Source organism: Citrobacter sp. Cpo045 (assembly GCF_030332875.1).
Lineage (GTDB): Bacteria > Pseudomonadota > Gammaproteobacteria > Enterobacterales > Enterobacteriaceae > Citrobacter > Citrobacter portucalensis.
This window is the reverse complement of record NZ_JAOWGZ010000070.1, coordinates 1-22358: the sequence shown is the minus strand read 5'-3', so window position 1 is coordinate 22358 and position 22358 is coordinate 1. Positions and strand designations below refer to the sequence as shown.

The window sequence follows — 22358 nt, the reverse complement described above, 5'->3', positions numbered from 1 at the left end:
GATTTGACGGGCATTTATTGCAAGGAATGCCCAAATGTTGTCTGCAAATAAACCGCTTGTGGAATTTGGTAAGCTTGATAAATGTTTGTCAAAATATGGCAAACACTTTGAGTGTGATAACGATAAAGAAATAATTTATTCCAGTGATATAAACAGTGACGATACCTTTATCATTTTAAATGGTGTAATTTCTCTGAGGCGAGTGGAGAATGTGCTGGTCGGTATTGCGCAGGCACCGTTTATTATGGGGCTTTCAGATGGTGTGATAAAAACAGATATACAATACAGATTAATCACGGAAAGCGATTGTACGGGATACCATCTACCTGCCTCGCAAACAATTAATATAATTGAAGAGTGCCAGCTTTGGCGTGAAGCTTTTTGTTGGTTGGCATGGCAAAACTCCATGCTTGAATTACGCGATCTGCAGTTGATCGGCAACAACTCCTACGATCAGATTCGCGCGACATTGATCTCTATGACGAAATGGGATGAAGCCCTTCGTTCACGCATTGGCGTTATGAACTATATTCACCAACGCACACGAATTTCACGCTCGGTTGTCGCTGAGGTTCTCGCAGCATTGCGTAAAGGCGGTTACATTGAAATGAATAAAGGCAAACTGGTGTGCATTAACCGTTTGCCTTTTGAGTATTGAATCAGGATGCAGGAATGACCTGTGGCTTGTACCCGCTCAACTCTGCAACCAGTTCGTTGATACCGTCGCTCATATTGGTAAAACGGGTCAGCGGAGAGCGCGTCACTACGACAAATGCCCCAACGTTTTGCTGTGGGATCATCGCCATATAGGTAATGAAGCCACCGCCGCCACCGGTTTTTTGAATAATTCCCGGTCTGCCATTCTTCGGCGCCATGTAGACCCAGCCCAAACCAAGCGCATCGGCTCTGCCTGGAACGTCCATTCCCACCACTTTAGTTAACTGCGTACGCTGGTAAATCAGCGTCTGCATCCGGTCGGCCTGCTGGCTACGATGATAAAAGTCAGAAGAAAGATACTGCTGCATCCAGCGCATCATATCGCCAGGCGTTGAATAGACGCCGCCGCTGCCCATCGCTGCCAGCGTATTGTTACAAGGACTGGCACCTTTTTCCGCGACCATCAGGCGTCGGCACTGATCGGGAGATGGCGTAAAGGTGGTGTCTTTCATCCCCAGCGGACGGGTGATTTTTTCTTCAAACAGCTGCGGATAAGGCTTACCTGACGCGGTACCCAGCGCATCGGCCAGCAGATCAAACGCCAGGTTGGAATAAGAAGCCTGCGATCCTGGTGCGGCTTTAAGCGTAGCCGTTGAGAGATAGCTCCAGCGCTGCTCGCGGGTTGGCCAGACAAACACCGGGCGCTTGGCCGCGCCGCCTGGCTGTTCGCGCGGCAGTGCGCTGGTATGCGTCGCCAGATTCACCAGCGTAATTGGTGTTCCTTGATAAGTGGGTACGCGTGCGCCAGGAGGTGCATATTTACTCAATGGATCGTTGAGTTTGACCGTGCCCTGATCGAGTAATTTCACCAGCATTTCGCTGGTCATTAATTTGGTAATTGAGGCAATGCGGATTACGGAATCCAGTTGCGGGTGAACATTATTGCCGGGGCGTGTTTCACCAAAACTGCGAAATACACGCTGATTACCATCAATCACCACGAGCGCCATCCCCGTAGCACCACTGCCGTAAAATATATGGTCGGCATAACGATCAACGATATCAGAGGCGAAGACCGGATCGGTTATAGGCTGTGCCGCCTGGACAGATGTCAATGACGCCGCACACAGCGCGGCAGAAAAAAGCAGACTACGTTTCAACGGTGGTGTCCATGAGTTAGAGAAAGTGAAAAAGGATGTCGTGCGTATGCGTATTTATACTACTCATCGGCGTATTGCAAAGCGCTTATCAACCAATGATAGTGGGAAAAACGTAACGATGAGTAAACACAGGAGTTTCCTGGATTGCGGATGTTCGCTTTTGTGATCTCACGCTGTGATAATCTGCACATACTGGAACGTTGTCGAGTGTGAAAACCACAGAAACAATTCTTCATAACCGAGGTGCGAACTAAGTGCCTCGGTTTTGGTCACAATTGTCGGTTTCAGCTTGTGTTTTTGGGCGTAAGCCGTCTGGCCTCCGCACTCTACGGTGGCAAATGCACAGCAGTCGTCATAACGATAAGAAGTTAGCAGGAGAGCACTATGTTTAAGTCTTTTTTCCCAAAGCCGGGGCCGTTCTTTATTTCGGCATTTATTTGGGCACTGGTCGCCGTTGTATTCTGGCAAGCTGGTGGGGGAGCCTGGGTTGCACATATTACCGGCGCGTCGGGAGACGTACCTATTAGCGCAGCGCGTTTTTGGTCGTTGGATTACCTGATTTTTTATGCGTACTACATTCTTTGTGTCGGGGTGTTCGCGCTGTTCTGGTTTCTCTACAGTCCACACCGCTGGCAGTACTGGTCTATTCTGGGTACATCGCTGATTATTTTTGTGACCTGGTTTCTGGTTGAAGTCGGCGTCGCCGTCAACGCCTGGTATGCGCCATTTTATGACCTGATTCAAACTGCGCTCAGCGCACCACACAAGGTGAAGATTGAGCAGTTCTATCATGAAGTGGGCATTTTTCTCGGTATTGCGCTGATAGCCGTAGTCATTGGCGTGATGAACAACTTCTTCGTCAGCCACTATGTGTTCCGCTGGCGTACCGCGATGAACGAACACTATATGGCGCACTGGCAGCATTTGCGTCACATCGAAGGCGCAGCACAGCGTGTACAGGAAGACACCATGCGTTTTGCTTCTACGCTGGAAGATATGGGCGTCAGCTTTATCAACGCGATTATGACGCTGATTGCCTTCCTGCCTGTACTGGTAACGCTCTCTGCCCATGTTCCTGACCTGCCGATTGTTGGACATGTGCCTTATGGCCTGGTGATTGCCGCGATTGTCTGGTCGCTGATGGGAACCGGTTTACTGGCCGTGGTCGGGATAAAGCTTCCCGGGCTGGAGTTTAAAAACCAGCGCGTGGAAGCGGCCTATCGTAAAGAGCTGGTCTATGGCGAAGATGATGGCAACCGTGCGACGCCACCGACGGTGCGTGAACTGTTCCATGCGGTACGGCAAAACTACTTCCGTCTCTATTTTCACTATATGTACTTCAATATCGCCCGTATTCTTTACCTGCAGGTTGATAACGTTTTCGGTTTGTTCCTGCTGTTTCCGTCAATTGTTGCCGGTACGATTACGCTCGGCCTGATGACGCAAATCACCAACGTATTTGGCCAGGTGCGCGGCTCGTTCCAGTATTTGATTAACTCCTGGACAACGTTAGTGGAACTGATGTCTATTTATAAGCGTCTGCGAAGCTTTGAGCGCGAGCTTGATGGTCAGGAAATTCAGGAAGTTACCCATACTCTTAGTTAACAAAAGGAGATGTTATGTCGACGGTTTCCCGTCTTTACCCCTTGTCCGGTCTGGCAGCATTAGTGCTGGTGGGATGCAGTAGTCAACCCGCGCAGCCGCTAAAAAAAGGGGAGAAAGCCGTCGATGTGGCGAGCGTGGTGCGCCAGAAAATGCCCGCCAGCGTGAAAGACCGGGACGCATGGGCGCAGGATTTGGCAAAGACCTTTGAAAGCCAGAAGCTGGCACCAACGGTTGAAAATATCTGTTCGGTGCTGGCGGTTGCGCAGCAGGAGTCAAACTTCCAGGCCGATCCGGCTGTTCCTGGTTTAAGCAAAATCGCCTGGAAAGAGATTGATCGCCGCGCAGAACGCATGCATATCCCGCTGATTGTCGTGCATACCGCGCTAAAGATTAACTCGCCAACGGGGAAAAGCTACAGCGAGCGTCTGGATACGGTGAAGACGGAAAAACAGCTTAGCGCCATCTTTGATGATTTCATCAACATGGTGCCGATGGGGCAGACATTGTTCGGATCGCTTAATCCGGTACATACCGGTGGTCCAATGCAGGTCAGTATCGCGTTTGCTGAGCAGCACACCAGCGGGTATCCGTGGAAAATGGCGGGGACGGTACGTCAGGAAGTGTTTAGCCGCCGTGGTGGGTTATGGTTCGGTACGTATCATCTGCTCAACTACCCGGCGAATTACAGTGCGCCAATCTTCCGCTTCGCCGATTTTAATGCCGGGTGGTATGCCAGCCGTAATGCAGCTTTCCAGAATGCGGTCAGTAAAGCCAGCGGAGTGAAGCTGGCGATGGACGGGGATTTGATTCTCTATGGCAGCAGTGAGCCGGGCAAAACGGAGCTGGCGGTACGTAAACTAGCCGGGAAGCTAGGGATGAGCGAGAGTGAGATCCGCCAGCAGCTGCAAAAAGGTGACAGCCTGGCCTTTGAAAAAACCGCATTGTACGAAAAGGTTTATAAGCTGGCGGAAGCGAAGACCGGGAAAACGTTACCCCGTGAAATGCTGCCGGGCATTCAACTGGAAAGCCCGAAGATCACGCGTAATCTGACTACTGCGTGGTTTGCTAAACGGGTGGACGATCGTCGGGCGAAGTGTATGAATCAGTCATCTTTATGATGACGGTGACGCCAGCGCATGACCGCCGCTATGACGCCAAGAATCAGGCTTCCGGCCAGGAAGGGGATCAGTCCAAAGAGGGTACCGACGCCTAAACCGATTTCAACCCGCGGGCGTCCTGTCTCCTGCATTTGCAGCTGCATCAGTTCTTCATAGATGCCGGGCGCGTGGGCCAACAGATTTAAAATCTGTGCACCCGCCCAGAAGCAAAACAGCACAAATACGGCATACGCAATGTTGCCGGGCAGGGAGGAGGGATCCCGATGCTTGCCCTTAAACAGGGATTTTGAGAGCGTAAAATCAGCCATAAAGACCTCCGGAAATAACCTGCTTTTTTTGACGTAATGCCTGGAACTGAGAGTGAGTCTGACAGGTGATCGGCAATGTCAATATCAGAATGATGGTAATTTCAGGTAGAGATTATTCCTGGATTTCGGTTTTTTGTTGGCGGTCACAATTATGTAACCTTAAGTTAAACTGAGTTACATTTAAGAAATTACGCACAGGCCACAGACGCCCTCGGGGAAATGTGCGAGGATGCCTCCCTGTGTTGTATTTTCACCGGAGCTGTTATGAACCTGCCTGTAAAAATCCGCCGAGACTGGCACTACTATGCCTTCGCTATTGGGCTTATCTTTATTCTGAATGGCGTGGTGGGGTTATTAGGTTTTGAAGCGCAGGGATGGCAAACTTATGCGGTGGGGCTGGTGACCTGGGTGATTAGCTTTTGGCTGGCCGGATTAATCATCCGTCGCCGCGTTGAAGATGATGAAGCAAAGGATGCCCAATAGCTCTATCAGGCATCCTGACGGGTTTACATACTGGTTTTCAGCGCGCTATCCGCAGCATGGCGTTCCAGCGCCAGTTCGATCAGGCGAGTGATCAAATCGGTATAGCCTAAACCGCTCGCCTGCCACAGCTTCGGATACATACTGATGTTGGTAAAGCCAGGCAGCGTGTTGATCTCATTGATCACAACGTCGTTTTCAGCAGTTAAGAAGACGTCCACGCGCGCCATGCCGGCACAGCCCAGAGTCTGGTAGGCCTGAATGGCGATTTCGCGGATCTTATCGTTAATCTCTGGCGCAATTGCTGCCGGAACGACAACTTTGGCACCGTTATCGTCAATGTATTTAGTGTCGTAAGCGTAAAAATCGCTGTTCAGCACGATCTCACCACAGGTACTGGCCTGCGGATGATCGTTGCCCAGTACCGCACATTCGATCTCGCGGCCTTTGATCCCTTGCTCCACAACGACTTTATGATCGAATTCAAATGCCAGCGCGACGGCCTGATCGTATTGGGCTTCGCTGGTTACTTTACTGACGCCAACGGACGATCCCTGGTTGGCCGGTTTTACAAACAGCGGCAGACCCAGGCGGGATTCCACTTCACTAAAGCTGATGCTGTTGCGATTCGCGCGAGTGAGCGTAATAAATGGCGCGATGTTTAACCCGGCATCACGCAGCAGACGTTTGGTCACGTCTTTATCCATACAGGCAGCAGAACCCAGCACATCAGAACCGACAAACGGCAGGTTCGCCACGCGCAGCATGCCCTGCAGAGAGCCATCTTCACCCAAAGTACCGTGTACGATTGGGAAAATAACATCGACCGTCGGCAGCGGTTGACCGTTTTGTGCATCGATCAACTGGTGCTCTTGTTTACCCGGTACCTGCGCCAGGCTGGTCTCAGAAGGTCGCAACGCAATATGCGCCGGATCGTTTGAATTGAGCAGATAGTTACTGGCATCGCTGACGTGCCATTGCCCTTGTTTATCAATACCTAACAGCACAACGTCAAAGCGAGTCTTGTCGATGGCATCGACAATATTTTTTGCCGATTGCAATGACACTTCATGTTCCGCTGATTTACCACCAAATACGATTCCTACCCGCAACTTTGCCATCTTAAAAACCCATTCCATGAATGCAAAGCACATACATTACCACGACAAAACGCAGGTTTCCTCGGCTTCTGGCAGATTGTTTTGGCGAATGACAGGGGATTAGAAGGGGACATACACGCAGATCGCGCGGGAAGCACAATCCCCTGTTTATATTATGGGTTTGATGTGAGCTATATCACAAATATGATGAGCGGGAAGATAAAATCCTAAACTGTGATTTATCGCACCTGTAGACCCTTATTCGGCTAAGTAATTTGTTAAGCTGCTCGCAGTTTTCAGCTAATTATCGTTATGAGTCCTTATGGAATCCTGGAGAGTTAACCTTATTTCCGTTTGGTTCGGGTGTTTTTTTACCGGACTGGCGATTAGCCAAATCTTGCCTTTTTTACCACTCTATATCTCCCAACTGGGCGTGACCTCGCATGAAGCGCTATCAATGTGGTCCGGATTAACGTTCAGCGTCACCTTCCTGATTTCAGCCATTGTTTCTCCGATGTGGGGCAGTCTGGCCGACCGTAAAGGACGCAAGCTGATGCTGCTGCGGGCCTCACTGGGGATGGCCATTGCGATTTTGCTACAGGCATTTGCCACTAACGTCTGGCAGCTTTTTCTGCTGCGCGGGGTGATGGGGTTAACCTCCGGCTATATTCCTAATGCGATGGCGCTGGTTGCGTCCCAGGTTCCACGCGAGCGCAGCGGCTGGGCGCTGAGTACGCTCTCTACGGCGCAAATTAGCGGCGTCATTGGCGGACCGCTGATGGGAGGCTTTATCGCCGATCATGTTGGCTTACGGGCGGTATTCTGTATTACCGCCGCCTTGCTGGTGGTGAGTTTTCTGGTCACACTGTTCTTGATCAAAGAGGGCGTTCGCCCGACGATTAAAAAAAGCGAACGTCTGAGTGGGAAGGCCGTGTTTGCCTCGCTTTCGCATCCGGCGTTGGTGATCAGCCTGTTTTTTACCACCATGGTGATTCAACTGTGTAACGGCTCAATTGGGCCTATTCTGGCGCTGTTTATTAAATCAATGGTCCCGGACAGTTCGAATATTGCTTTTCTCAGTGGGTTGATAGCCTCAGTACCGGGCATTTCTGCTCTGATTTCCGCGCCCCGACTTGGTAAATTAGGCGACCGTATTGGTACTGAGCGGATTTTAATGGCGACGTTAATCTTCGCGGTGGTGCTGTTTTTTGCCATGTCGTGGGTCACCACGCCGTTGCAGTTGGGTATTCTACGTTTTCTGCTCGGCTTTGCTGATGGTGCGATGTTGCCGGCGGTGCAGACGCTGTTGGTGAAATACTCCAGCGACCAGATAACCGGACGCATATTTGGCTATAACCAGTCATTTATGTACCTTGGCAACGTCGCAGGGCCATTGATGGGGGCAACGGTTTCGGCAATGGCGGGGTTCCGTTGGGTGTTCATTGCTACAGCAAGCATTGTGCTTATCAATATCTGGCAACTGGCTATTGCGTTGCGACGTCGGCGCGGGGTTCGTTGAGTTCCTGATTAACAACGCTGCCTGTCAGCGTTGTTAATCCATAACTGTGTATTATATATTTGTGTGATTATTACTTTTCTTACCTTTTTATATTGAATCATTCTGCATCCAGACGCATTTGCCCTTATTTTGTGTTGTGATTGTTTTCTCAAATCGTTTTATTCCTTATAAAAATACAACTTTCATCCTCTAGGCAGTCGTGAGCCTTAATGATAACGTGGCCCATATTTTGTTAAGGGAATAGGCAAATGAAAAACCTCGTCACTGAGTTGTTACTTAAGCTCGCGCAAAAAGAAGAAGAGTCGCAAGAACTGGCGGCACAGGTCGAAACGTTAGAGCGGGTAATCATCGAAATGCTGCGCAATATGACGTGGAACGATCGGCAAATATTTATTCGTCAAATTGAGGGGGCGCTGGCTGGCGGAAACTGCATGCCCGCGTTTCTGACGAACATACATAATGCTGGCGAGGGCGTACCCAAAGCGTTGTGATCCATCTGTGGTGGGGTAACCACAAATTATCATAAAAGTGTCACATCAAATACTTATAGTCGCTTTGTTTTAATTTTACCGTATTTATACATGGAGAATATAAAGTGAAACAAAGCGCTCTGGCTATTGCCCTGTTACCTTTGCTGTTTACCCCGGTTATTAATGCAGAAACATCTACTGTAGTGATTATGGATAATCGTGCTGCTCAGGGAGATATCACCACGCCGGGTGGCGCTCGCCGATTGTCTGCCGATCAAACGGCAGCTCTGCGCGAATCCCTGAACGATAAACCGGCCAAAAATATAATTTTACTGATTGGCGATGGGATGGGCGACTCCGAAATAACGGCAGCGCGAAATTATGCTGAAGGCGCGGGCGGCTTTTTTAAAGGTATTGATGCTTTACCGTTGACCGGACAATACACACATTATGCGTTGGATAAGAAAACGGGCAAGCCCGATTATGTGACAGATTCAGCAGCATCTGCGACAGCATGGACAACCGGCGTGAAGACCTATAACGGGGCGCTGGGTGTGGATATTCATGAAAAAGATCACACCACGATTCTGGAAATGGCCAAAGCGGCAGGTCTGGCGACAGGCAACGTTTCCACGGCTGAATTGCAGGATGCCACGCCGGCCGCACTGGTTGCCCATGTCACTTCGCGTAAATGCTATGGTCCGAGCGTGACGGCTGAAAAATGCCCGACGAACGCGCTGGAAAAAGGCGGTAAAGGGTCAATTACCGAACAATTATTGAATGCTCGTGCGGATGTTACGTTAGGCGGCGGGGCAAAGACTTTTACTGAAACCGCTACGGCAGGTGAGTGGCAGGGTAAAACGCTGCGAGAACAAGCCCAGGCCCGTGGTTACCAGATGGTGAGTGATGCCGCGACGCTGGCGGCTGTTAGCGAAGCGAATCAGGATAAACCGCTGTTGGGTCTGTTCTCAGACGGTAATATGCCAGTGCGTTGGGAAGGGCCGAAAGCGTCTTATCACGGCAACCTGGATAAGCCGGTAGTGACCTGTACGCCAAATCCAAAACGTAACGACAGCGTGCCAACGCTGGCGCAGATGACAGATAAAGCGATTGAGCTGTTAAGCAAAAATGAGAAAGGTTTCTTCCTGCAAGTAGAAGGCGCGTCGATCGATAAACAAGATCACGCCGCTAACCCGTGTGGACAAATTGGTGAAACGGTCGATCTGGATGAAGCGGTGCAGCGTGCACTTGCCTTTGCGAAGAAAGATGGCAACACCCTGGTTGTGGTAACCGCTGACCACGCGCATGCCAGTCAGATCGTCGCACCGGATACTAAAGCACCCGGTTTAACGCAAGCGCTGAACACCAAAGATGGCGCGGTGATGGTCATCAGCTATGGCAACTCTGAAGAAGAGTCCCAGGAGCACACCGGCAGTCAACTGCGTATTGCAGCCTATGGCCCTCATGCGGCGAATGTGGTTGGCCTGACCGATCAAACCGATCTGTTTTACACCATGAAAGCGGCGTTAGGACTGAAATAAGCTGATACCCGGCAGCAATACTTATGCCGTCGGGTGGTTTTTTTATCGTTAGCAGCCAAACTTACCTGTGTGTCGTCGTTCAGAAAAGGATGGTGCTATGAAAATTACATTATTAATGACGTTACTTTTTGGTCTGATTTTTTTAACTACCGTCGGTGCTGCCGAGAAGACGTTAACCCCGCAACAACAGCGTATGACCACCTGCAATCAGCAGGCCACGGCGCAGACCTTAAAAGGGGATGCGCGTAAGACCTATATGAGTGATTGCCTGAAAAACAGTAAATCTGCGCCTGAGGAAAAGAGCCTGACGCCGCAGCAGCAGAAAATGCGTGAATGCAACGTCAAGGCGACGGAGCAGTCTCTGAAAGGCGATGATCGTAATAAGTTTATGAGCGCTTGCCTGAAAAAATCTGCTTAGCACTTCCGGGTGAGCAGGTAAAATCGCTCACCCGAAATATCATACTTCCGCCACCAGACCCCTTCCTATAATTTGGGAAATTTGTTTCAGAATATTCCCAAATACGATGAATGATGAAAACTTTTATCAAAAGAAGGTCGTCCCGAATGAAGCATTTATATTGCTTCATCAAAATGACCACCAACGTTCCGGTCTGCGATTTGCCCGACGAATCAGGCTGCCGCGAGCGGTGGGACTGGGGGGAATGTTTTTCCCTATCGCGTCGGTATTAGTTTCTCAGCCAATAACCGGAGGCTGGTGGCTTTTGCTGGTGGGATGGGCGTTTGTCTGGCCGCATCTGGCATGGCAATTGGCAAGTAAAGCTATCGATCCACTGCATAGCGAATATACCAACTTAAAAGCCGATGCCATCCTCGCCGGGATGTGGATGGGGATTATGGGGATAAACTTGCTGCCATCCACGGCGCTGTTGATGATTATCTGTATCAACCTGATGGGCGCAGGGGGTATGCGTGTCTTCATCGCAGGCGCCGTGTTGATGGTGGTTTCCTGCCTGGTGACGTTACAGTTAACGGATATTCCCGTGGCTTTTAGCAGTACGCAACTGAGTGTGCTGCTGTCGCTGCCGGTGTTAGTGGTTTACCCGTTGCTATTTGCCTGGGTGAGTTACCAGACGCTCATCAGGCTGGCAGAACATAAACGTCGCTTACAGGTTATGAGTACGCGAGATGGGATGACCGGGGTTTATAACCGACGTCATTGGGAACTGTTGCTGCGGAATGAATTTGATAATTGCCGCCGCCATCAGCGTGATGCCACGCTCCTTATCATCGATATCGACCATTTTAAGAGTATCAATGATACCTGGGGCCATGACGTCGGGGATCAGGCCATTGTTGCACTGACCCGCCAGTTACAGATGACCTTACGCGGTAGCGATGTGATTGGTCGCTTTGGCGGTGATGAGTTTGCGGTAATCATGTGTGGCACGTCAGCGAGCAGCGCGATTGCAGCGATGTCTCGTGTTCACGAACGGCTTACCCAACTGCGTTTATCTTGCGCGCCGCAGGTTGACCTGCGCATTAGCGTGGGCGTTGCGCCGCTGACGTCTGAAACTGAACACTATCGAGAATGGTTAAAATCAGCAGATATGGCTCTCTACAAAGCAAAGAATTCCGGACGTAACCGCACTGAAGCGGCGGCCTGACGTCCGGCGGTGTTAACTCAGGAGCGGCTGAGTTTTTCCGACTGCTCCATGCACTTAATCATCGCTTCAATCACCGATGAACGGAAACCGCGTTCTTCCAGGACGCGTACCGCCTCAATGGTGGTTCCACCTGGCGAGCACACCATATCCTTCAATTCGCCAGGATGTTTACCCGTTTCCAGAACCATCTTCGCCGAACCCATTACCGCTTGTGCTGCAAATTTATAAGCCTGTGCGCGGGGCATCCCCCCCTGAACGGCGGCATCTGCCATCGCTTCGATAAACATAAATACATAGGCCGGTGCTGAACCGCTGACGCCAACGACCGGATGAATCATTGCCTCCGCAATGACTTCTGCTTCACCAAAGCAGCGGAAGATATTCAGCACGTCGGCTGTTTCTTCTGGCGTGACTAAGGCGTTCGGCGTGACGGAGGTCATTCCGGCGTTCACCAGCGATGGCGTGTTTGGCATCGCGCGAATGATTTTACGGTCATGACCCAGCGCGCGGGCAAGCTGATCGAGGGTAACACCGGCGGCAATCGAGACGACAAGGGAATCTTTGTTCAGGCTGGAGGTAATTTCGCTCAGCACCTTAATCATGATGCCTGGTTTTACGGCCCCAAAAACAATATCAGCGATCTGCGCGACTTCTTGTGCAGACTGCGCCGCATTAATGCCGTACTGGTCGTGTAGCGCGGCGACCTTATCGGGGGAAGGGGTGTAGACCCAGATTTGTCCGGGGAGAACCTGACCGCTGGCGATCATGCCGCCAAGAATGGCTTTGCCCATATTACCGCAGCCGATAAAACCAATTTTCTTGTCCATCTTGTCACTCCCTATGGATGATATTCATTGTTTTATACCCGTCATACTTCAAGTTGCATGTGCGTTGGCTGCGTTCGCTCACCCGAATCACTTACCAGAGTAAGCTCATCCGGACTCACTCTCTTGCCGCCTGCCTGCAACCCGAATTATTTAGGGTAAATCTGGGAAAGCTAAGCTTAGCGCGGAATGAATATGTTCAGAAGGAGAAACAGCACTTTGCCTGAAAGTAAAAGCACGCGACAATGTGCGACAGCACACCAGTGGGGAGAAGTTATGACAATATGGGTGGATGCCGATGCGTGTCCGAATGTGATTAAAGACATTTTGTACCGCGCCTCTGAGCGCATGCAAATGCCGCTTGTTTTGGTGGCCAACCAAAGCCTGCGCGTCCCGCCTTCGCGTTTCATCAGCACATTACGTGTGCCTGCGGGCTTTGACGTGGCTGATAACGAGATTGTGCGTCAGTGCAGCGCCGGTGATTTAGTGATAACGGCAGATATTCCGCTGGCGGCTGAAGTGATTGAAAAAGGTGCGGCGGCGCTTAACCCGCGCGGCGAACGCTATACCGAAGCCACGATCCGCGAGCGTCTGATGATGCGTGATTTTATGGATACACTGCGAGCCAGCGGTATCCAGACCGGGGGGCCGGACAGCCTTTCGCCCCGCGACAGACAGCATTTTGCGGCTGAACTGGATAAGTGGTGGCTGGAAGTTCAGCGTAGAAAATAGGGTGTGTAATTTATTATTTACACTTTATTCATTGTGAATTCTTGTTATAGTAGGGGTTAACTCATCTCGCCATTCTTTCTGTAATTTTTTCTTTACAGTTTTGGCGATGTACTAGTTTGATGATATGATTATATTTTTAACCGCATCAGATCCCGCTTGTTGGCGGCTCTCTGGGGAAATTCTGTGATGACGCAACCTCTTTTTCTTGTTGGCCCCCGGGGGTGTGGTAAGACGACAACCGGTATGGCGCTGGCAAAGGCTATTGATTTCCAGTTCGTTGATACCGATCGCTGGTTGCAATCGCACGTGCAAATGACCGTGGCGGAAATCGTCGAAAGAGAAGGATGGGAAGGGTTTCGTGCCCAGGAAACGACCGCTCTGCAGGCTGTCACCGCTCCTGCCACAGTTGTTGCGACCGGCGGCGGTATCATTCTTACCGAATTTAATCGTCATTACATGCGTAGCCACGGCGTGGTTATCTATCTAAGCGCACCGGTATCGGTACTGGTTGATCGTCTGGAGGCCACGCCTGAAGAAGGATTACGACCGACTCTAACCGGCAAACCGTTGACCGAAGAGGTTCAGGAAGTGCTCGCCCAGCGTGATGTTCTGTATCGTGAGGCTGCGCACTATATCGTTGATGCCACCAATCCGCCTTCGCAGGTAGTGGAAGACATTCTTGGGATACTGGCGCAGGCAGCGCCACGGTTGCAGGGCGGTGTCTATACTTAATGTTCATCCAGTGAAAAGGAAGAACTATGCCGACGCAACCACCTTACCCACGTCAAGCGACCATTGTTACGGTTGAAAAAGGGACGCCAGGCCAGACGGTAACCTGGTATCAACTTCGTGCCGACCACCCTAAACCGAATTCGTTGATCAGTGAGCATCCTTCAGCTCAGGAAGCGATGGATGCTAAAAAACGCTACGAAGACCCCGATAAAACCTGATATGAAGACCGCTCTGGCACGAGTCTTAAAAGTGCCAGTCCGGGCGTGCATCACATTATTTTAAATTTCGCCGTATACAGTAAAAATTGAAAATTAAACAATAACAATCCAGTACTGGAATGATCTGGAATCTTTACACAATACACCGCCGATCTACTGCTACGCTTTTGAGCATTTGTAGCACAGGTCAGCGCCCGGCACTTATCCGGGATTTCACAGCAAAGTAAGAAGACGGTGGAGCAACAAATGAGTACGTCGTTGGCTATCCTCACGATTGGCGTTGTGCCGATGTGTGAGATGTTACCGCTCCTGACGGAATATATTGATGAACAGCACATTACTCACCACAGTCTGCTGGGGCAGATGCAGCGAGAAGATGTGATGGCCGAGTACGGGGCTTCACCCGGTGACGAGCTGTTATTAACGCTGCTTAGCGACCACCAACTTGCTCATGTCTCACGTCAGAAAGTGGAACGCTCGCTGCAAAGCATTGTGGAGGTTCTCGATAATCAGGGATTTGATGTGATCCTGCTGATGAGTACCGCCTCAATTACCCGTCTGACCGCCCGCAATAGTATCTTGTTGGAACCTATACGCATTATTCCCCCGTTAGTGGCTTCGATTGTCGAAGGGCATCAGGTTGGGGTCATTGTACCTGTTGCTGAATTGCTCAAAGCCCAGACACAAAAGTGGCAGGTGTTACAAACTCCGCCAGTGTACGCCGTGGCGAATCCAGTAGAAGGTTCAGAACAACAGCTGATTGATGCCGGGAAATATCTCCTTGAGCAAGGTGCTGATGTTCTTATGCTGGACTGCCTGGGGTTTCATCAACGTCATCGTGATTTACTGCAAAAGTCGCTGGATGTCCCGGTTCTGCTGTCCAATGTGTTGATTGCCCGACTGGCTTCGGAATTGCTGGCGTAATTTTGCGTGACAGGTGGAACGTCAGCCCCCTATATTGGTTCCTAACTTAATCACGAGATAGGGCCAGTTGTATGCTTCAAAGTAATGAATACTTTTCCGGCAAAGTAAAATCGATCGGTTTTACCAGCAGCAGTACTGGCCGCGCCAGTGTAGGCGTGATGGCTGAAGGTGAATATACCTTTGGTACTGCGGCACCTGAAGAGATGACGGTAGTTAGTGGCGCACTGAACGTGCTGCTGCCAGGGGAAACCGAGTGGAAAGTGTATGCCGCAGGAGACGTGTTTAACGTACCGGGCAACAGCGAGTTTCATCTGCAGGTAGCAGAGCCAACATCCTATCTTTGCCGTTACCTGTAAGCGTAAAAATGACGAATGGCGATATTGAGTCGCCATTCGCTAAACACGGCTTAACGTTGCGCTTCGCCGCCTAATCCTTCCACCAGACTTTTAATCAGCGCCGCCAGTTCGCCTGTCATCAGGATGAAATCGGCATCAAAACGCTGAGCATAATCTTCGCGGTCGATATCTTCATTCTGATCGCGCAGCTCGTCGCTGAACTTCAGGCGCTTAATGGAGCCGTCGTCACACATAACGAACTGAATGCGCTGCTGCCAGTCGAGGGCCAGCTTAGTGACCAGTTTGCCCGCTTCGATATGCACGGCGATTTCGTCGCAGACCAGATCCTGTTTTTTCGCGCGGATCACACCGCCGTCTTCAAGGATCGCTTTCAGTTCAGCTTCATCCAGCAGTTGGAAGCCCTGCGCCGTGGTGCCGGAGCGAACCCATTCGGTCAGCGTCAGCTCAATAGGGTTTTCCATCGTCAGCGGAACGACCGGCAGCGAACCGAGACTCTTACGCAGCAGCGCCAGCGTATCTTCGGCTTTTTTCGCGCTCGCACAATCAACCATGATCAGATCGTTGACGGTATCGATCCACATCATTGTCTGGCTGAAGCGGCTAAAGGCGCGCGGCAGCAATGAGTGCAGAACTTCATCTTTCAGCGAGTCTTTTTCGGTCTTCTTAAGTTTACGACCTTGCTCAGCTTCCAGTTTGAATATTTTGGCTTCCAGCGCCTGTTTGATAACCGGCGACGGCAGAATTTTTTCTTCTTTGCGGGCGCAGATAATAATTTGGCCATTGGCGGTATGCGTTAATGCATCGCTGTGCGATCCCATCGGCGGAACCCAGCCCATTTTTGCCATATCCTGGCTACCGCAAGGGGTGAACGTCATTGATGCCAGCTGTTTTTCCATCTCTTCGGCTCGCAAAGAAACATCGCGGCTAAGACGGTAAACCATTAAATTTTTGAACCACAGCATGATAATTTCCACGGCCTTGTCGTTAAATCCAGCGGGCATGATAGCGAATTGTCGCTATGCTTGCATTGTTAATCGGGAAGAGGAGCAAACAGTGCGTATAGGTATCGATTTGGGCGGTACGAAAACGGAAGTTATTGCGCTTGGCGATGCGGGCGAACAGCTTTTTCGCCATCGCCTGCCCACGCCGCGTGATGATTATCGGCAAACGATAGAAACCATCGCCACGCTGGTGGAGATGGCGGAAAACGCCACCGGGCAGACGGGAACCGTGGGAATGGGCATTCCAGGTTCAATCTCGCCCTACACCGGGGTAGTAAAGAATGCCAACTCAACCTGGCTTAACGGACAACCTTTTGACAAAGACCTGAGTTCGCGTCTGAATCGTGAAGTGCGGTTGGCAAATGATGCCAACTGTCTGGCGGTTTCAGAAGCAGTGGATGGTGCGGCGGCCGGGGCGCAAACCGTGTTTGCGGTGATTATCGGCACTGGATGTGGCGCAGGCGTGGCACTGAATGGTCGGGCGCACACGGGCGGTAACGGTACCGCGGGCGAGTGGGGGCATAATCCGCTGCCATGGATGGACGAAGATGAGCTGTGTTTCCGACAGGAAGTCCCCTGTTATTGCGGTAAACAAGGCTGCATTGAAACCTTCATTTCCGGGACCGGCTTTGCCACCGACTACCAGCGTCTGAGCGGTAAGCAGCTCAAAGGCAATGAAATTATCAGTCTTGTTACTGCGCAGGATGCTCTTGCGGAGCAGGCGTTGAGCCGCTATGAGCGTCGTCTGGCGAAATCACTGGCACATGTGGTGAATATTCTCGATCCGGACGTCATTGTGCTGGGGGGCGGAATGAGCAATGTCGACCGACTGTATCAAAACGTTCCGACGTTGATTAAGCAGTTTGTCTTTGGCGGCGAATGCGAAACGCCTCTACGCAAGGCGCTACACGGGGATTCCAGCGGTGTACGCGGTGCGGCCTGGCTGTGGCCGCAGGAGTAAGGTTCGCGTAGCCGGGTAGCGCAGATGCTATCCGGCAGCGTGTGTCATCTGGGGTACTGCGCGCTTCAGGCGACCGTACAGCAACAGTGACGACATCGCAGAAAACGACAGCAGTGCCGCCGGCAGCGTCACGTAGTTGTAGGCAAAGCCCAGCGTCAGCATCATGCCACCGCTGTAGGCGCCAATCGCGCTGCCGAGGTTAAAGGCAATTTGCCCGCCAGCCGCACCCAGCAGCTCTCCTCCTTTAGCATTTTGCAGCAATAAAATTTGCAGCGGTGCCGACAGGGCAAACAGGCCCGCGCAGCAAATAAAGGCGAAGGTCAGCGACGCGGCTTTGATCCCGCCAAAGGCAAAGAGCAACAGCAGAGCCAGCACAATCACGAAGTCGGTTATCACCGCAATGCGCAGCGGCGTATAGCGACCAGACAGCCGACCGCTCAGCAGATTTCCCAACACCATTCCTAATCCTACCAGCATCATGATGAAGGTCATCAGCGCTTCGGAAAAACCGGAGATGAACATCATGTATGGTTTGACATAGCTGAACCAGGCGAAAACCCCGGCGTTACCAAACATGGTGGCGGAGAAAATGAGCCACGGGGCGGGGCTTTTCAAAAAGTGAAATTGTTCGCGCAGGTTTCCTTTTGCTTCATCGCTGATGTTGGGCACCCAAAAAGCGACCGAGACCATCACGGCGATATTAAAGACGGCAATCAGCAGGAACGTATAGCGCCAGCTAAATTCCTGACTCAGCCAGGTGCCGACGGGAATGCCAACCAGATTGGCAACGGTCATACCCGAAATCATGCCCGCGACAGCGGCGGTGACTTTTCCCGGGCGGGCGAGCTTCGACAGGATAATTGCGCCAACGCCAAAAAATGCGCCGTGCGGGAAGCCTGAAACCAGCCTGCCCACCGCCAGCATAAAATACGAAGAGGAGAGGGTGAAAATGGCGTTGCCAATCACACACAGCGTGACCAGAAACAGCAGAATATGCTTGAGCGAAAAGCGGCTGGAAAAGAGTGCAATAATGGGCGCGCCAAGCACCACGCCAAAGGCGTAAAACGAAATCATATGGCCAGCGGCAGGAATGGAAATTCCCACGTCCCGCGCCAATTCGGTGAGTACACCCATGATGCCAAACTCGGCCATGCCCAGCCCAAACGTCCCCAGGGCTAAAGAGAAAATGACTTTTTTCATACCACCTGTCATACACAGCAACAACAGCTAAGTAGGGCTAATGCTATCATATTTGTGAAGTCTGAACGAACGATTGCAATTATTCTTGAAAGCAATTATTTGCATGTTAGATGCCGATAACATACGGACTCGGAATTGTAGTCTTTTCAATATATAAAATACACTAAAATAATAATTTATTGATGGGCGATTTCTGGTTGGGAATGGATTATTGTATTCATAGCGTATATGAATCAATAGTGATTTATTTTTTATATATAAAGCGCATAGCTATATATTATTTAAATATTGTTTTTCTTTGTGCGATTAATTTATTTTAACTTACTGTTTTATAATGGTATTGTTTTTTGTCTTTGTGCTATTGATGAAATAAAAATCATATTATATTATATATGCCGACCACAATATCCATTGGGTTAGAACGCATAAAATTCTATCTTTCGGACCTCTTCTGAGGACTGTTTGGGATTTTTATATGCAAAAGTCTTTGGCGGAAATTTCAGAGGCAGCATTCGAAAGATAATAAAATTTATTATAGGGAAATTTCACATGAAAAAGAAAGTACTCCTTTCTGCCTCTTTGTTGCTTGTTGCGGCTATCAATGTTGCGCATGCGGCAGACTTAACTGATGACCAGGGCACCGTCACTTTTACCGGTACTATTATTAACCCACCTTGCCAGGTTGATACAGACAGCGAAGATGTTCAGGTACCCTTTACCCCGCTGGGGACGAACGCCTTTGCTGGTATTGGCGAAGAAGCGTCTCAGGTTCAGCCATTTGCAATTAAATTGACTAAGTGCCCGGCAAATACTGTGGTAAACCTGACCTTTGCAGGTGATACCGCAACGGAAAATACGCAGCTGAAAGCGCTTACTGGCGGCGTTGATACCGGTGTTGGTATTGTGGTTTATGGCGCTGATGCCAGCAATGATAAAGTCGTTTTTAACGACGAAGCGAACTCTGCTTTTGCTCAAACGACCGGGGCAAGCGAAGAAAATGACCTGACGTTTAACTTCACATCAAAAGTTGTGGCAACCGTTGATCCGGCGAGTATCAAAGGCGGCGAGTTTGCCGCAACCACAACCTATACCATTTACTATCCATAAGGGATGTAGAGTGGGAGTGATGTAAGTCCAGACAGGATATGCCATAGGATAATCAGGGTATGTCCTGTAATTCTTTTCGAGATTTAGCCATAAGGGATGAATGATGAATCTCAACATTTCTGGTTTGCTGTTTTCAGCAATATTCATTCTTTTTCAAAACGCTGCTTCGGCGGGGGTGCAAATTAGCAATACGCGTATTATTTATCCTGGAGATGTAGATGAAGTTCAGGCAACGGTAAAAAATACGGGTAATGGAAATCAGCTTGTTCAGGCATGGGTTGATAACTTCGATAAGAATGATAAAAGTAAGCCTCCTCTTATTATTACTCCTCCGTTATTTAAACTTATTGGCGGACAGACAAATATCCTGCATTTTATCTCAGTCGATAAAAATGGCATCCTGACAAAAGATCGTGAACAAATTTTTTGGGCTAATATCAAGTCTATCGAAGCGACGCCTAAAGTGTTAGTACAACAAAGTAAGCTACAATTGGCTACCCGCAGTCGTATTAAGCTGATATGGCGACCAAAGGGATTAAATAAAAACGACGCGCAAGAAGCATACAAAAGCCTGATATTTTCGGTTTCAGGTGGACGTTTGGCTGTGGATAACCCGACGGCATACTATATTTCTTTGCATAATATGACCGTTGACGGCAAAGAGGTAAAGCCGCCGAAAGATACGCTTTCTGCTGTGTCTATGATGATTTCACCCTATTCAAAAATGATCTATTCCCTACCGGGTGGGAACGCTAAGTCTGTTCGGTGGAGCGCAATTGACGACTACGGTAATGCCACTTCCGAACAGGAAAAGTCACTTTAAATTCGGCGGATAAGGATATCCACAATATGCGGCCTATCAATAATTATCATGAAATTCTCTCATTGAAATTATCAGCTATTGCCGCCGCATTGATGTTGTGTAGTCCGTTTTGTATCGCTGAATCACAAGTTGCTGATGATGAGTTTAATATTGATGCGCTACGTTTTGATTCCCCAATAGACAGCGCAGAGGCGATCCGTACTTTTTTAGACGATAATGCGCTTGCACCAGGCGTCTACCTCAGTTCTGTTTATTTTAATAATCATTTTGTTGAAAAAAAGAATGTGACGTATGTGCTTAATGAAGCCCATACCGCACTCATTCCCGTGTTAAAAAAATCAGAACTGGCCGCCTATGGCGTCAATGTCAGCAAAATGCCATTGATGAAAACGATGTCTGATGACGCCACGGTTGATGATATCGGACGTTACATTGAAGAGGCTTCCTGGACTTTCTCCACTCAGCAACAACGGCTGGATATTCGTGTTCCGCAAGTTGCTGTTAATCAGGAAGTGCAGGGGTATATCGACCCTGATAATTGGGATGATGGGATACCTGCTGCCCTGTTGGGTTATTACTATAGCGGCTCTAAAACACACTACAGCTCTCAGGGCTCGTCGACACAAAATTACCTGAGTTTAAACAGTGGACTGAATGTAGGGCCGTGGCGCATACGAAACAATGGAAATTACCAAAGCGGAGATGGTTGGGAAAACATTTCGACGTATATTCAGCGGGATATAAAGCGCCTGCGTAGCCAACTTACGCTCGGCGATAGCTCTACTGCGGGAGATATTTTTGACAGCCTTCCGATTCGTGGTATTCGTCTGCAAACAGATACCGCTATGCTGCCCTATAGCCAACAAGGGTTTGCGCCGGTGATCCGGGGGATTGCGAAAAGCGATGCTAAGGTGACCATTAAGCAAAATGGCTACACTCTCTATCAAACCTATGTCAGCGCAGGGGCGTTTGAAATTACGGATATACCGCAGGTATCTTCCGGCAGTGATTTCGATATAACAATCACGGAGGCTGATGGGAGTGAGCGTAGCTTCGTTCAGACGTCGTCTTCTTTACCTATCATGCAGCGACAGGGGGCATTGCAATATAGCGTTGCCGCCGGGCATTACCAAAATAATGATACATCAGAGGATCCTAATCTGGTCGAAGCGCAACTTATCTATGGGTTGCCTTATGGTTTTACCGTGTATAGCGGCGTGTTGGGCAGTGATTTTTATCGTTCCGCGGCATTAGGTTTTGGTATTGATCTTCATGATTTTGGCGCGTTTTCGTTTGATGCCACAACGGCCAGAAGCGAAGTGGCTGATAACGTCTGGCAGGGGATGTCTTATCGTGCCCAGTATGCGAAGAATATCGATACGACCAACACCAATCTTACGCTTGCGAGTTATCGTTACTCTACCCGTAATTTTTATACGTTTACGGAAACGTTAAATAACCGAACTAACGATATTGATGACGACAGTTTTTATGCTTATCGCAATACCAATAACCGTCGTAGCCGCTTTCAGGTAAATATCAGCCAGAGCCTGAATGAGCTAGGGAAGGTGCGAACAAGTTCCTGATATGAGATCATCATATTCATCCGGAGCGCATCCCAGAGGGACATCATGAGCCATCAACTCACCTTCGCCGATAGTGAATTCAGCACTAAGCGCCGTCAGACCCGAAAAGAGATTTTCCTCTCCCGCATGGAGCAGATTCTGCCATGGCAGAATATGACCGCTGTCATCGAGCCGTTTTATCCCAAGGCGGGCAATGGCCGACGGCCCTATCCGCTGGAGACCATGCTGCGTATTCACTGCATGCAGCATTGGTACAACCTGAGCGACGGTGCCATGGAAGATGCCCTGTACGAAATCGCCTCCATGCGCCT

At 49.9% G+C, this 22358-nt stretch carries 25 protein-coding genes; 19 read left to right on the top strand and 6 right to left on the bottom strand.

Annotated elements, in window-relative coordinates:
* Window positions 1-34 precede the first annotated feature (34 nt).
* Window positions 35-658 carry a hydrogen peroxide resistance inhibitor IprA gene (gene iprA / locus OGY13_RS01955; RefSeq protein ID WP_213752743.1) on the top strand — a complete coding sequence of 208 codons (624 nt, stop codon included), beginning with the start codon at window positions 35-37 and terminating at the stop codon, window positions 656-658.
* A gap of 1 nt (window position 659) precedes the next feature.
* Here the strand turns inward: iprA and ampH are convergent, their stop codons facing one another.
* Window positions 660-1817 carry a D-alanyl-D-alanine-carboxypeptidase/endopeptidase AmpH gene (ampH, locus tag OGY13_RS01950; RefSeq protein ID WP_003830945.1) on the bottom strand — a complete coding sequence of 386 codons (1158 nt, stop codon included), beginning with the start codon at window positions 1815-1817 and terminating at the stop codon, window positions 660-662.
* Window positions 1818-2201: 384 nt separating this feature from the next.
* Here ampH and sbmA point away from each other — a divergent pair, with 384 nt between their 5' ends.
* Window positions 2202-3422, top strand: a complete 1221-nt coding sequence (gene sbmA / locus OGY13_RS01945) for a peptide antibiotic transporter SbmA (protein ID WP_008783897.1) — start codon at window positions 2202-2204, stop codon at window positions 3420-3422.
* Between the two features lie 14 nt (window positions 3423-3436).
* Window positions 3437-4540 carry a DUF1615 domain-containing protein gene (locus tag OGY13_RS01940; protein ID WP_213752744.1) on the top strand — a complete coding sequence of 368 codons (1104 nt, stop codon included), beginning with the start codon at window positions 3437-3439 and terminating at the stop codon, window positions 4538-4540.
* On the opposite strand, the gene OGY13_RS01935 is transcribed toward OGY13_RS01940, so the two are convergent.
* Complete coding sequence (locus OGY13_RS01935) at window positions 4525-4848, bottom strand: DUF2755 family protein (RefSeq protein WP_032942507.1); 324 nt, start codon at window positions 4846-4848, stop codon at window positions 4525-4527. The genes OGY13_RS01940 and OGY13_RS01935 overlap by 16 nt on opposite strands.
* 264 nt (window positions 4849-5112) lie before the next feature.
* Between OGY13_RS01935 and OGY13_RS01930 the strand changes: the two genes are divergently transcribed.
* Window positions 5113-5331, top strand: coding sequence for a DUF2754 domain-containing protein (locus OGY13_RS01930; protein WP_003830949.1), 219 nt, complete (start codon window positions 5113-5115; stop codon window positions 5329-5331).
* Window positions 5332-5354: 23 nt separating this feature from the next.
* Here the strand turns inward: OGY13_RS01930 and ddlA are convergent, their stop codons facing one another.
* Complete coding sequence (gene ddlA, locus OGY13_RS01925) at window positions 5355-6449, bottom strand: D-alanine--D-alanine ligase (protein ID WP_032944316.1); 1095 nt, start codon at window positions 6447-6449, stop codon at window positions 5355-5357.
* A gap of 301 nt (window positions 6450-6750) precedes the next feature.
* On the opposite strand from ddlA, the gene OGY13_RS01920 reads away from it, so the two are divergent.
* From OGY13_RS01920 to adrA, 5 genes are all read left to right on the top strand, one after another.
* Entirely contained in the window at window positions 6751-7947 is a 1197-nt protein-coding gene (locus OGY13_RS01920; protein WP_032942508.1) for a multidrug efflux MFS transporter, read from the top strand.
* A gap of 248 nt (window positions 7948-8195) precedes the next feature.
* Window positions 8196-8438 (top strand): sigma-S stabilization anti-adapter protein IraP, encoded by a 243-nt coding sequence (locus OGY13_RS01915; RefSeq protein ID WP_213752745.1) that lies wholly within the window; start codon window positions 8196-8198, stop codon window positions 8436-8438.
* Window positions 8439-8542: 104 nt separating this feature from the next.
* A complete protein-coding gene (gene phoA / locus OGY13_RS01910) occupies window positions 8543-9958 on the top strand; it encodes an alkaline phosphatase (protein WP_213752746.1) in 1416 nt (471 codons plus the stop codon).
* A 97-nt stretch (window positions 9959-10055) separates the two neighbouring features.
* Window positions 10056-10376 (top strand): phosphate starvation-inducible protein PsiF, encoded by a 321-nt coding sequence (psiF, locus tag OGY13_RS01905; protein ID WP_003830956.1) that lies wholly within the window; start codon window positions 10056-10058, stop codon window positions 10374-10376.
* Window positions 10377-10467: 91 nt separating this feature from the next.
* A complete protein-coding gene (adrA, locus tag OGY13_RS01900) occupies window positions 10468-11583 on the top strand; it encodes a diguanylate cyclase AdrA (protein ID WP_095533161.1) in 1116 nt (371 codons plus the stop codon).
* A gap of 17 nt (window positions 11584-11600) precedes the next feature.
* Here adrA and proC read toward each other — a convergent pair whose 3' ends face one another.
* Complete coding sequence (gene proC, locus OGY13_RS01895; RefSeq protein WP_008783907.1) at window positions 11601-12410, bottom strand: pyrroline-5-carboxylate reductase; 810 nt, start codon at window positions 12408-12410, stop codon at window positions 11601-11603.
* 273 nt (window positions 12411-12683) lie between these two features.
* Here proC and OGY13_RS01890 point away from each other — a divergent pair, with 273 nt between their 5' ends.
* From OGY13_RS01890 to ppnP, 5 genes are all read left to right on the top strand, one after another.
* On the top strand, window positions 12684-13139 hold the full coding sequence (locus OGY13_RS01890; protein WP_008783909.1) for a YaiI/YqxD family protein: 456 nt from the start codon (window positions 12684-12686) through the stop codon (window positions 13137-13139).
* 186 nt (window positions 13140-13325) lie between these two features.
* A complete protein-coding gene (gene aroL / locus OGY13_RS01885) occupies window positions 13326-13871 on the top strand; it encodes a shikimate kinase AroL (protein ID WP_008783910.1) in 546 nt (181 codons plus the stop codon).
* Window positions 13872-13897: 26 nt separating this feature from the next.
* The gene (yaiA, locus tag OGY13_RS01880) at window positions 13898-14089 is read left to right on the top strand and encodes a protein YaiA (RefSeq protein ID WP_003021472.1); all 192 of its coding nucleotides are present in this window, start codon (window positions 13898-13900) and stop codon (window positions 14087-14089) included.
* Between the two features lie 246 nt (window positions 14090-14335).
* Window positions 14336-15013 (top strand): AroM family protein, encoded by a 678-nt coding sequence (locus tag OGY13_RS01875; RefSeq protein WP_003830963.1) that lies wholly within the window; start codon window positions 14336-14338, stop codon window positions 15011-15013.
* 71 nt (window positions 15014-15084) lie between these two features.
* Window positions 15085-15369, top strand: a complete 285-nt coding sequence (gene ppnP, locus OGY13_RS01870; RefSeq protein WP_003021477.1) for a pyrimidine/purine nucleoside phosphorylase — start codon at window positions 15085-15087, stop codon at window positions 15367-15369.
* Window positions 15370-15419: 50 nt separating this feature from the next.
* On the opposite strand, the gene rdgC is transcribed toward ppnP, so the two are convergent.
* Entirely contained in the window at window positions 15420-16331 is a 912-nt protein-coding gene (gene rdgC, locus OGY13_RS01865; RefSeq protein WP_003021479.1) for a recombination-associated protein RdgC, read from the bottom strand.
* A gap of 91 nt (window positions 16332-16422) precedes the next feature.
* Here rdgC and mak point away from each other — a divergent pair, with 91 nt between their 5' ends.
* A complete protein-coding gene (gene mak / locus OGY13_RS01860; RefSeq protein WP_057068902.1) occupies window positions 16423-17331 on the top strand; it encodes a fructokinase in 909 nt (302 codons plus the stop codon).
* A gap of 27 nt (window positions 17332-17358) precedes the next feature.
* Here mak and araJ read toward each other — a convergent pair whose 3' ends face one another.
* Entirely contained in the window at window positions 17359-18531 is a 1173-nt protein-coding gene (gene araJ / locus OGY13_RS01855) for an MFS transporter AraJ (RefSeq protein ID WP_032942515.1), read from the bottom strand.
* Between the two features lie 549 nt (window positions 18532-19080).
* Here araJ and OGY13_RS01850 point away from each other — a divergent pair.
* The 4 genes from OGY13_RS01850 to OGY13_RS01835 all read left to right on the top strand — a co-directional run.
* Window positions 19081-19638: a fimbrial protein gene (locus OGY13_RS01850; protein ID WP_079934862.1), complete on the top strand. Its 558-nt coding sequence runs from the start codon at window positions 19081-19083 to the stop codon at window positions 19636-19638.
* A gap of 103 nt (window positions 19639-19741) precedes the next feature.
* Window positions 19742-20461, top strand: a complete 720-nt coding sequence (locus OGY13_RS01845; RefSeq protein WP_213752461.1) for a fimbrial biogenesis chaperone — start codon at window positions 19742-19744, stop codon at window positions 20459-20461.
* A 26-nt stretch (window positions 20462-20487) separates the two neighbouring features.
* Window positions 20488-22047 carry a fimbria/pilus outer membrane usher protein gene (locus tag OGY13_RS01840; protein WP_286637521.1) on the top strand — a complete coding sequence of 520 codons (1560 nt, stop codon included), beginning with the start codon at window positions 20488-20490 and terminating at the stop codon, window positions 22045-22047.
* A 45-nt stretch (window positions 22048-22092) separates the two neighbouring features.
* Window positions 22093-22358, top strand: a 266-nt coding sequence (locus OGY13_RS01835; protein ID WP_032255513.1) for an IS5/IS1182 family transposase, incomplete at its 3' end; no start/stop codon positions are given.

What these genes read in the sequence shown, in the direction of transcription:
- sbmA (WP_008783897.1), top strand. Translation starts at nt 2,202, where the DNA reads ATGTTTAAGTCTTTTTTCCCAAAGCCGGGGCCGTTCTTTATTTCGGCA.
- OGY13_RS01930 (WP_003830949.1), top strand. Translation starts at nt 5,113, where the DNA reads ATGAACCTGCCTGTAAAAATCCGCCGAGACTGGCACTACTATGCCTTC.
- yaiA (WP_003021472.1), top strand. Translation starts at nt 13,898, where the DNA reads ATGCCGACGCAACCACCTTACCCACGTCAAGCGACCATTGTTACGGTT.
- OGY13_RS01850 (WP_079934862.1), top strand. Translation starts at nt 19,081, where the DNA reads ATGAAAAAGAAAGTACTCCTTTCTGCCTCTTTGTTGCTTGTTGCGGCT.
- proC (WP_008783907.1), bottom strand. Translation starts at nt 12,410, where the DNA reads ATGGACAAGAAAATTGGTTTTATCGGCTGCGGTAATATGGGCAAAGCC.
- araJ (WP_032942515.1), bottom strand. Translation starts at nt 18,531, where the DNA reads ATGAAAAAAGTCATTTTCTCTTTAGCCCTGGGGACGTTTGGGCTGGGC.
- OGY13_RS01915 (WP_213752745.1), top strand. Translation starts at nt 8,196, where the DNA reads ATGAAAAACCTCGTCACTGAGTTGTTACTTAAGCTCGCGCAAAAAGAA.
- ppnP (WP_003021477.1), top strand. Translation starts at nt 15,085, where the DNA reads ATGCTTCAAAGTAATGAATACTTTTCCGGCAAAGTAAAATCGATCGGT.
- OGY13_RS01875 (WP_003830963.1), top strand. Translation starts at nt 14,336, where the DNA reads ATGAGTACGTCGTTGGCTATCCTCACGATTGGCGTTGTGCCGATGTGT.
- iprA (WP_213752743.1), top strand. Translation starts at nt 35, where the DNA reads ATGTTGTCTGCAAATAAACCGCTTGTGGAATTTGGTAAGCTTGATAAA.
- OGY13_RS01845 (WP_213752461.1), top strand. Translation starts at nt 19,742, where the DNA reads ATGAATCTCAACATTTCTGGTTTGCTGTTTTCAGCAATATTCATTCTT.
- OGY13_RS01890 (WP_008783909.1), top strand. Translation starts at nt 12,684, where the DNA reads ATGACAATATGGGTGGATGCCGATGCGTGTCCGAATGTGATTAAAGAC.
- rdgC (WP_003021479.1), bottom strand. Translation starts at nt 16,331, where the DNA reads ATGCTGTGGTTCAAAAATTTAATGGTTTACCGTCTTAGCCGCGATGTT.
- OGY13_RS01840 (WP_286637521.1), top strand. Translation starts at nt 20,488, where the DNA reads ATGCGGCCTATCAATAATTATCATGAAATTCTCTCATTGAAATTATCA.
- OGY13_RS01920 (WP_032942508.1), top strand. Translation starts at nt 6,751, where the DNA reads ATGGAATCCTGGAGAGTTAACCTTATTTCCGTTTGGTTCGGGTGTTTT.
- OGY13_RS01940 (WP_213752744.1), top strand. Translation starts at nt 3,437, where the DNA reads ATGTCGACGGTTTCCCGTCTTTACCCCTTGTCCGGTCTGGCAGCATTA.
- ddlA (WP_032944316.1), bottom strand. Translation starts at nt 6,449, where the DNA reads ATGGCAAAGTTGCGGGTAGGAATCGTATTTGGTGGTAAATCAGCGGAA.
- OGY13_RS01935 (WP_032942507.1), bottom strand. Translation starts at nt 4,848, where the DNA reads ATGGCTGATTTTACGCTCTCAAAATCCCTGTTTAAGGGCAAGCATCGG.
- aroL (WP_008783910.1), top strand. Translation starts at nt 13,326, where the DNA reads ATGACGCAACCTCTTTTTCTTGTTGGCCCCCGGGGGTGTGGTAAGACG.
- psiF (WP_003830956.1), top strand. Translation starts at nt 10,056, where the DNA reads ATGAAAATTACATTATTAATGACGTTACTTTTTGGTCTGATTTTTTTA.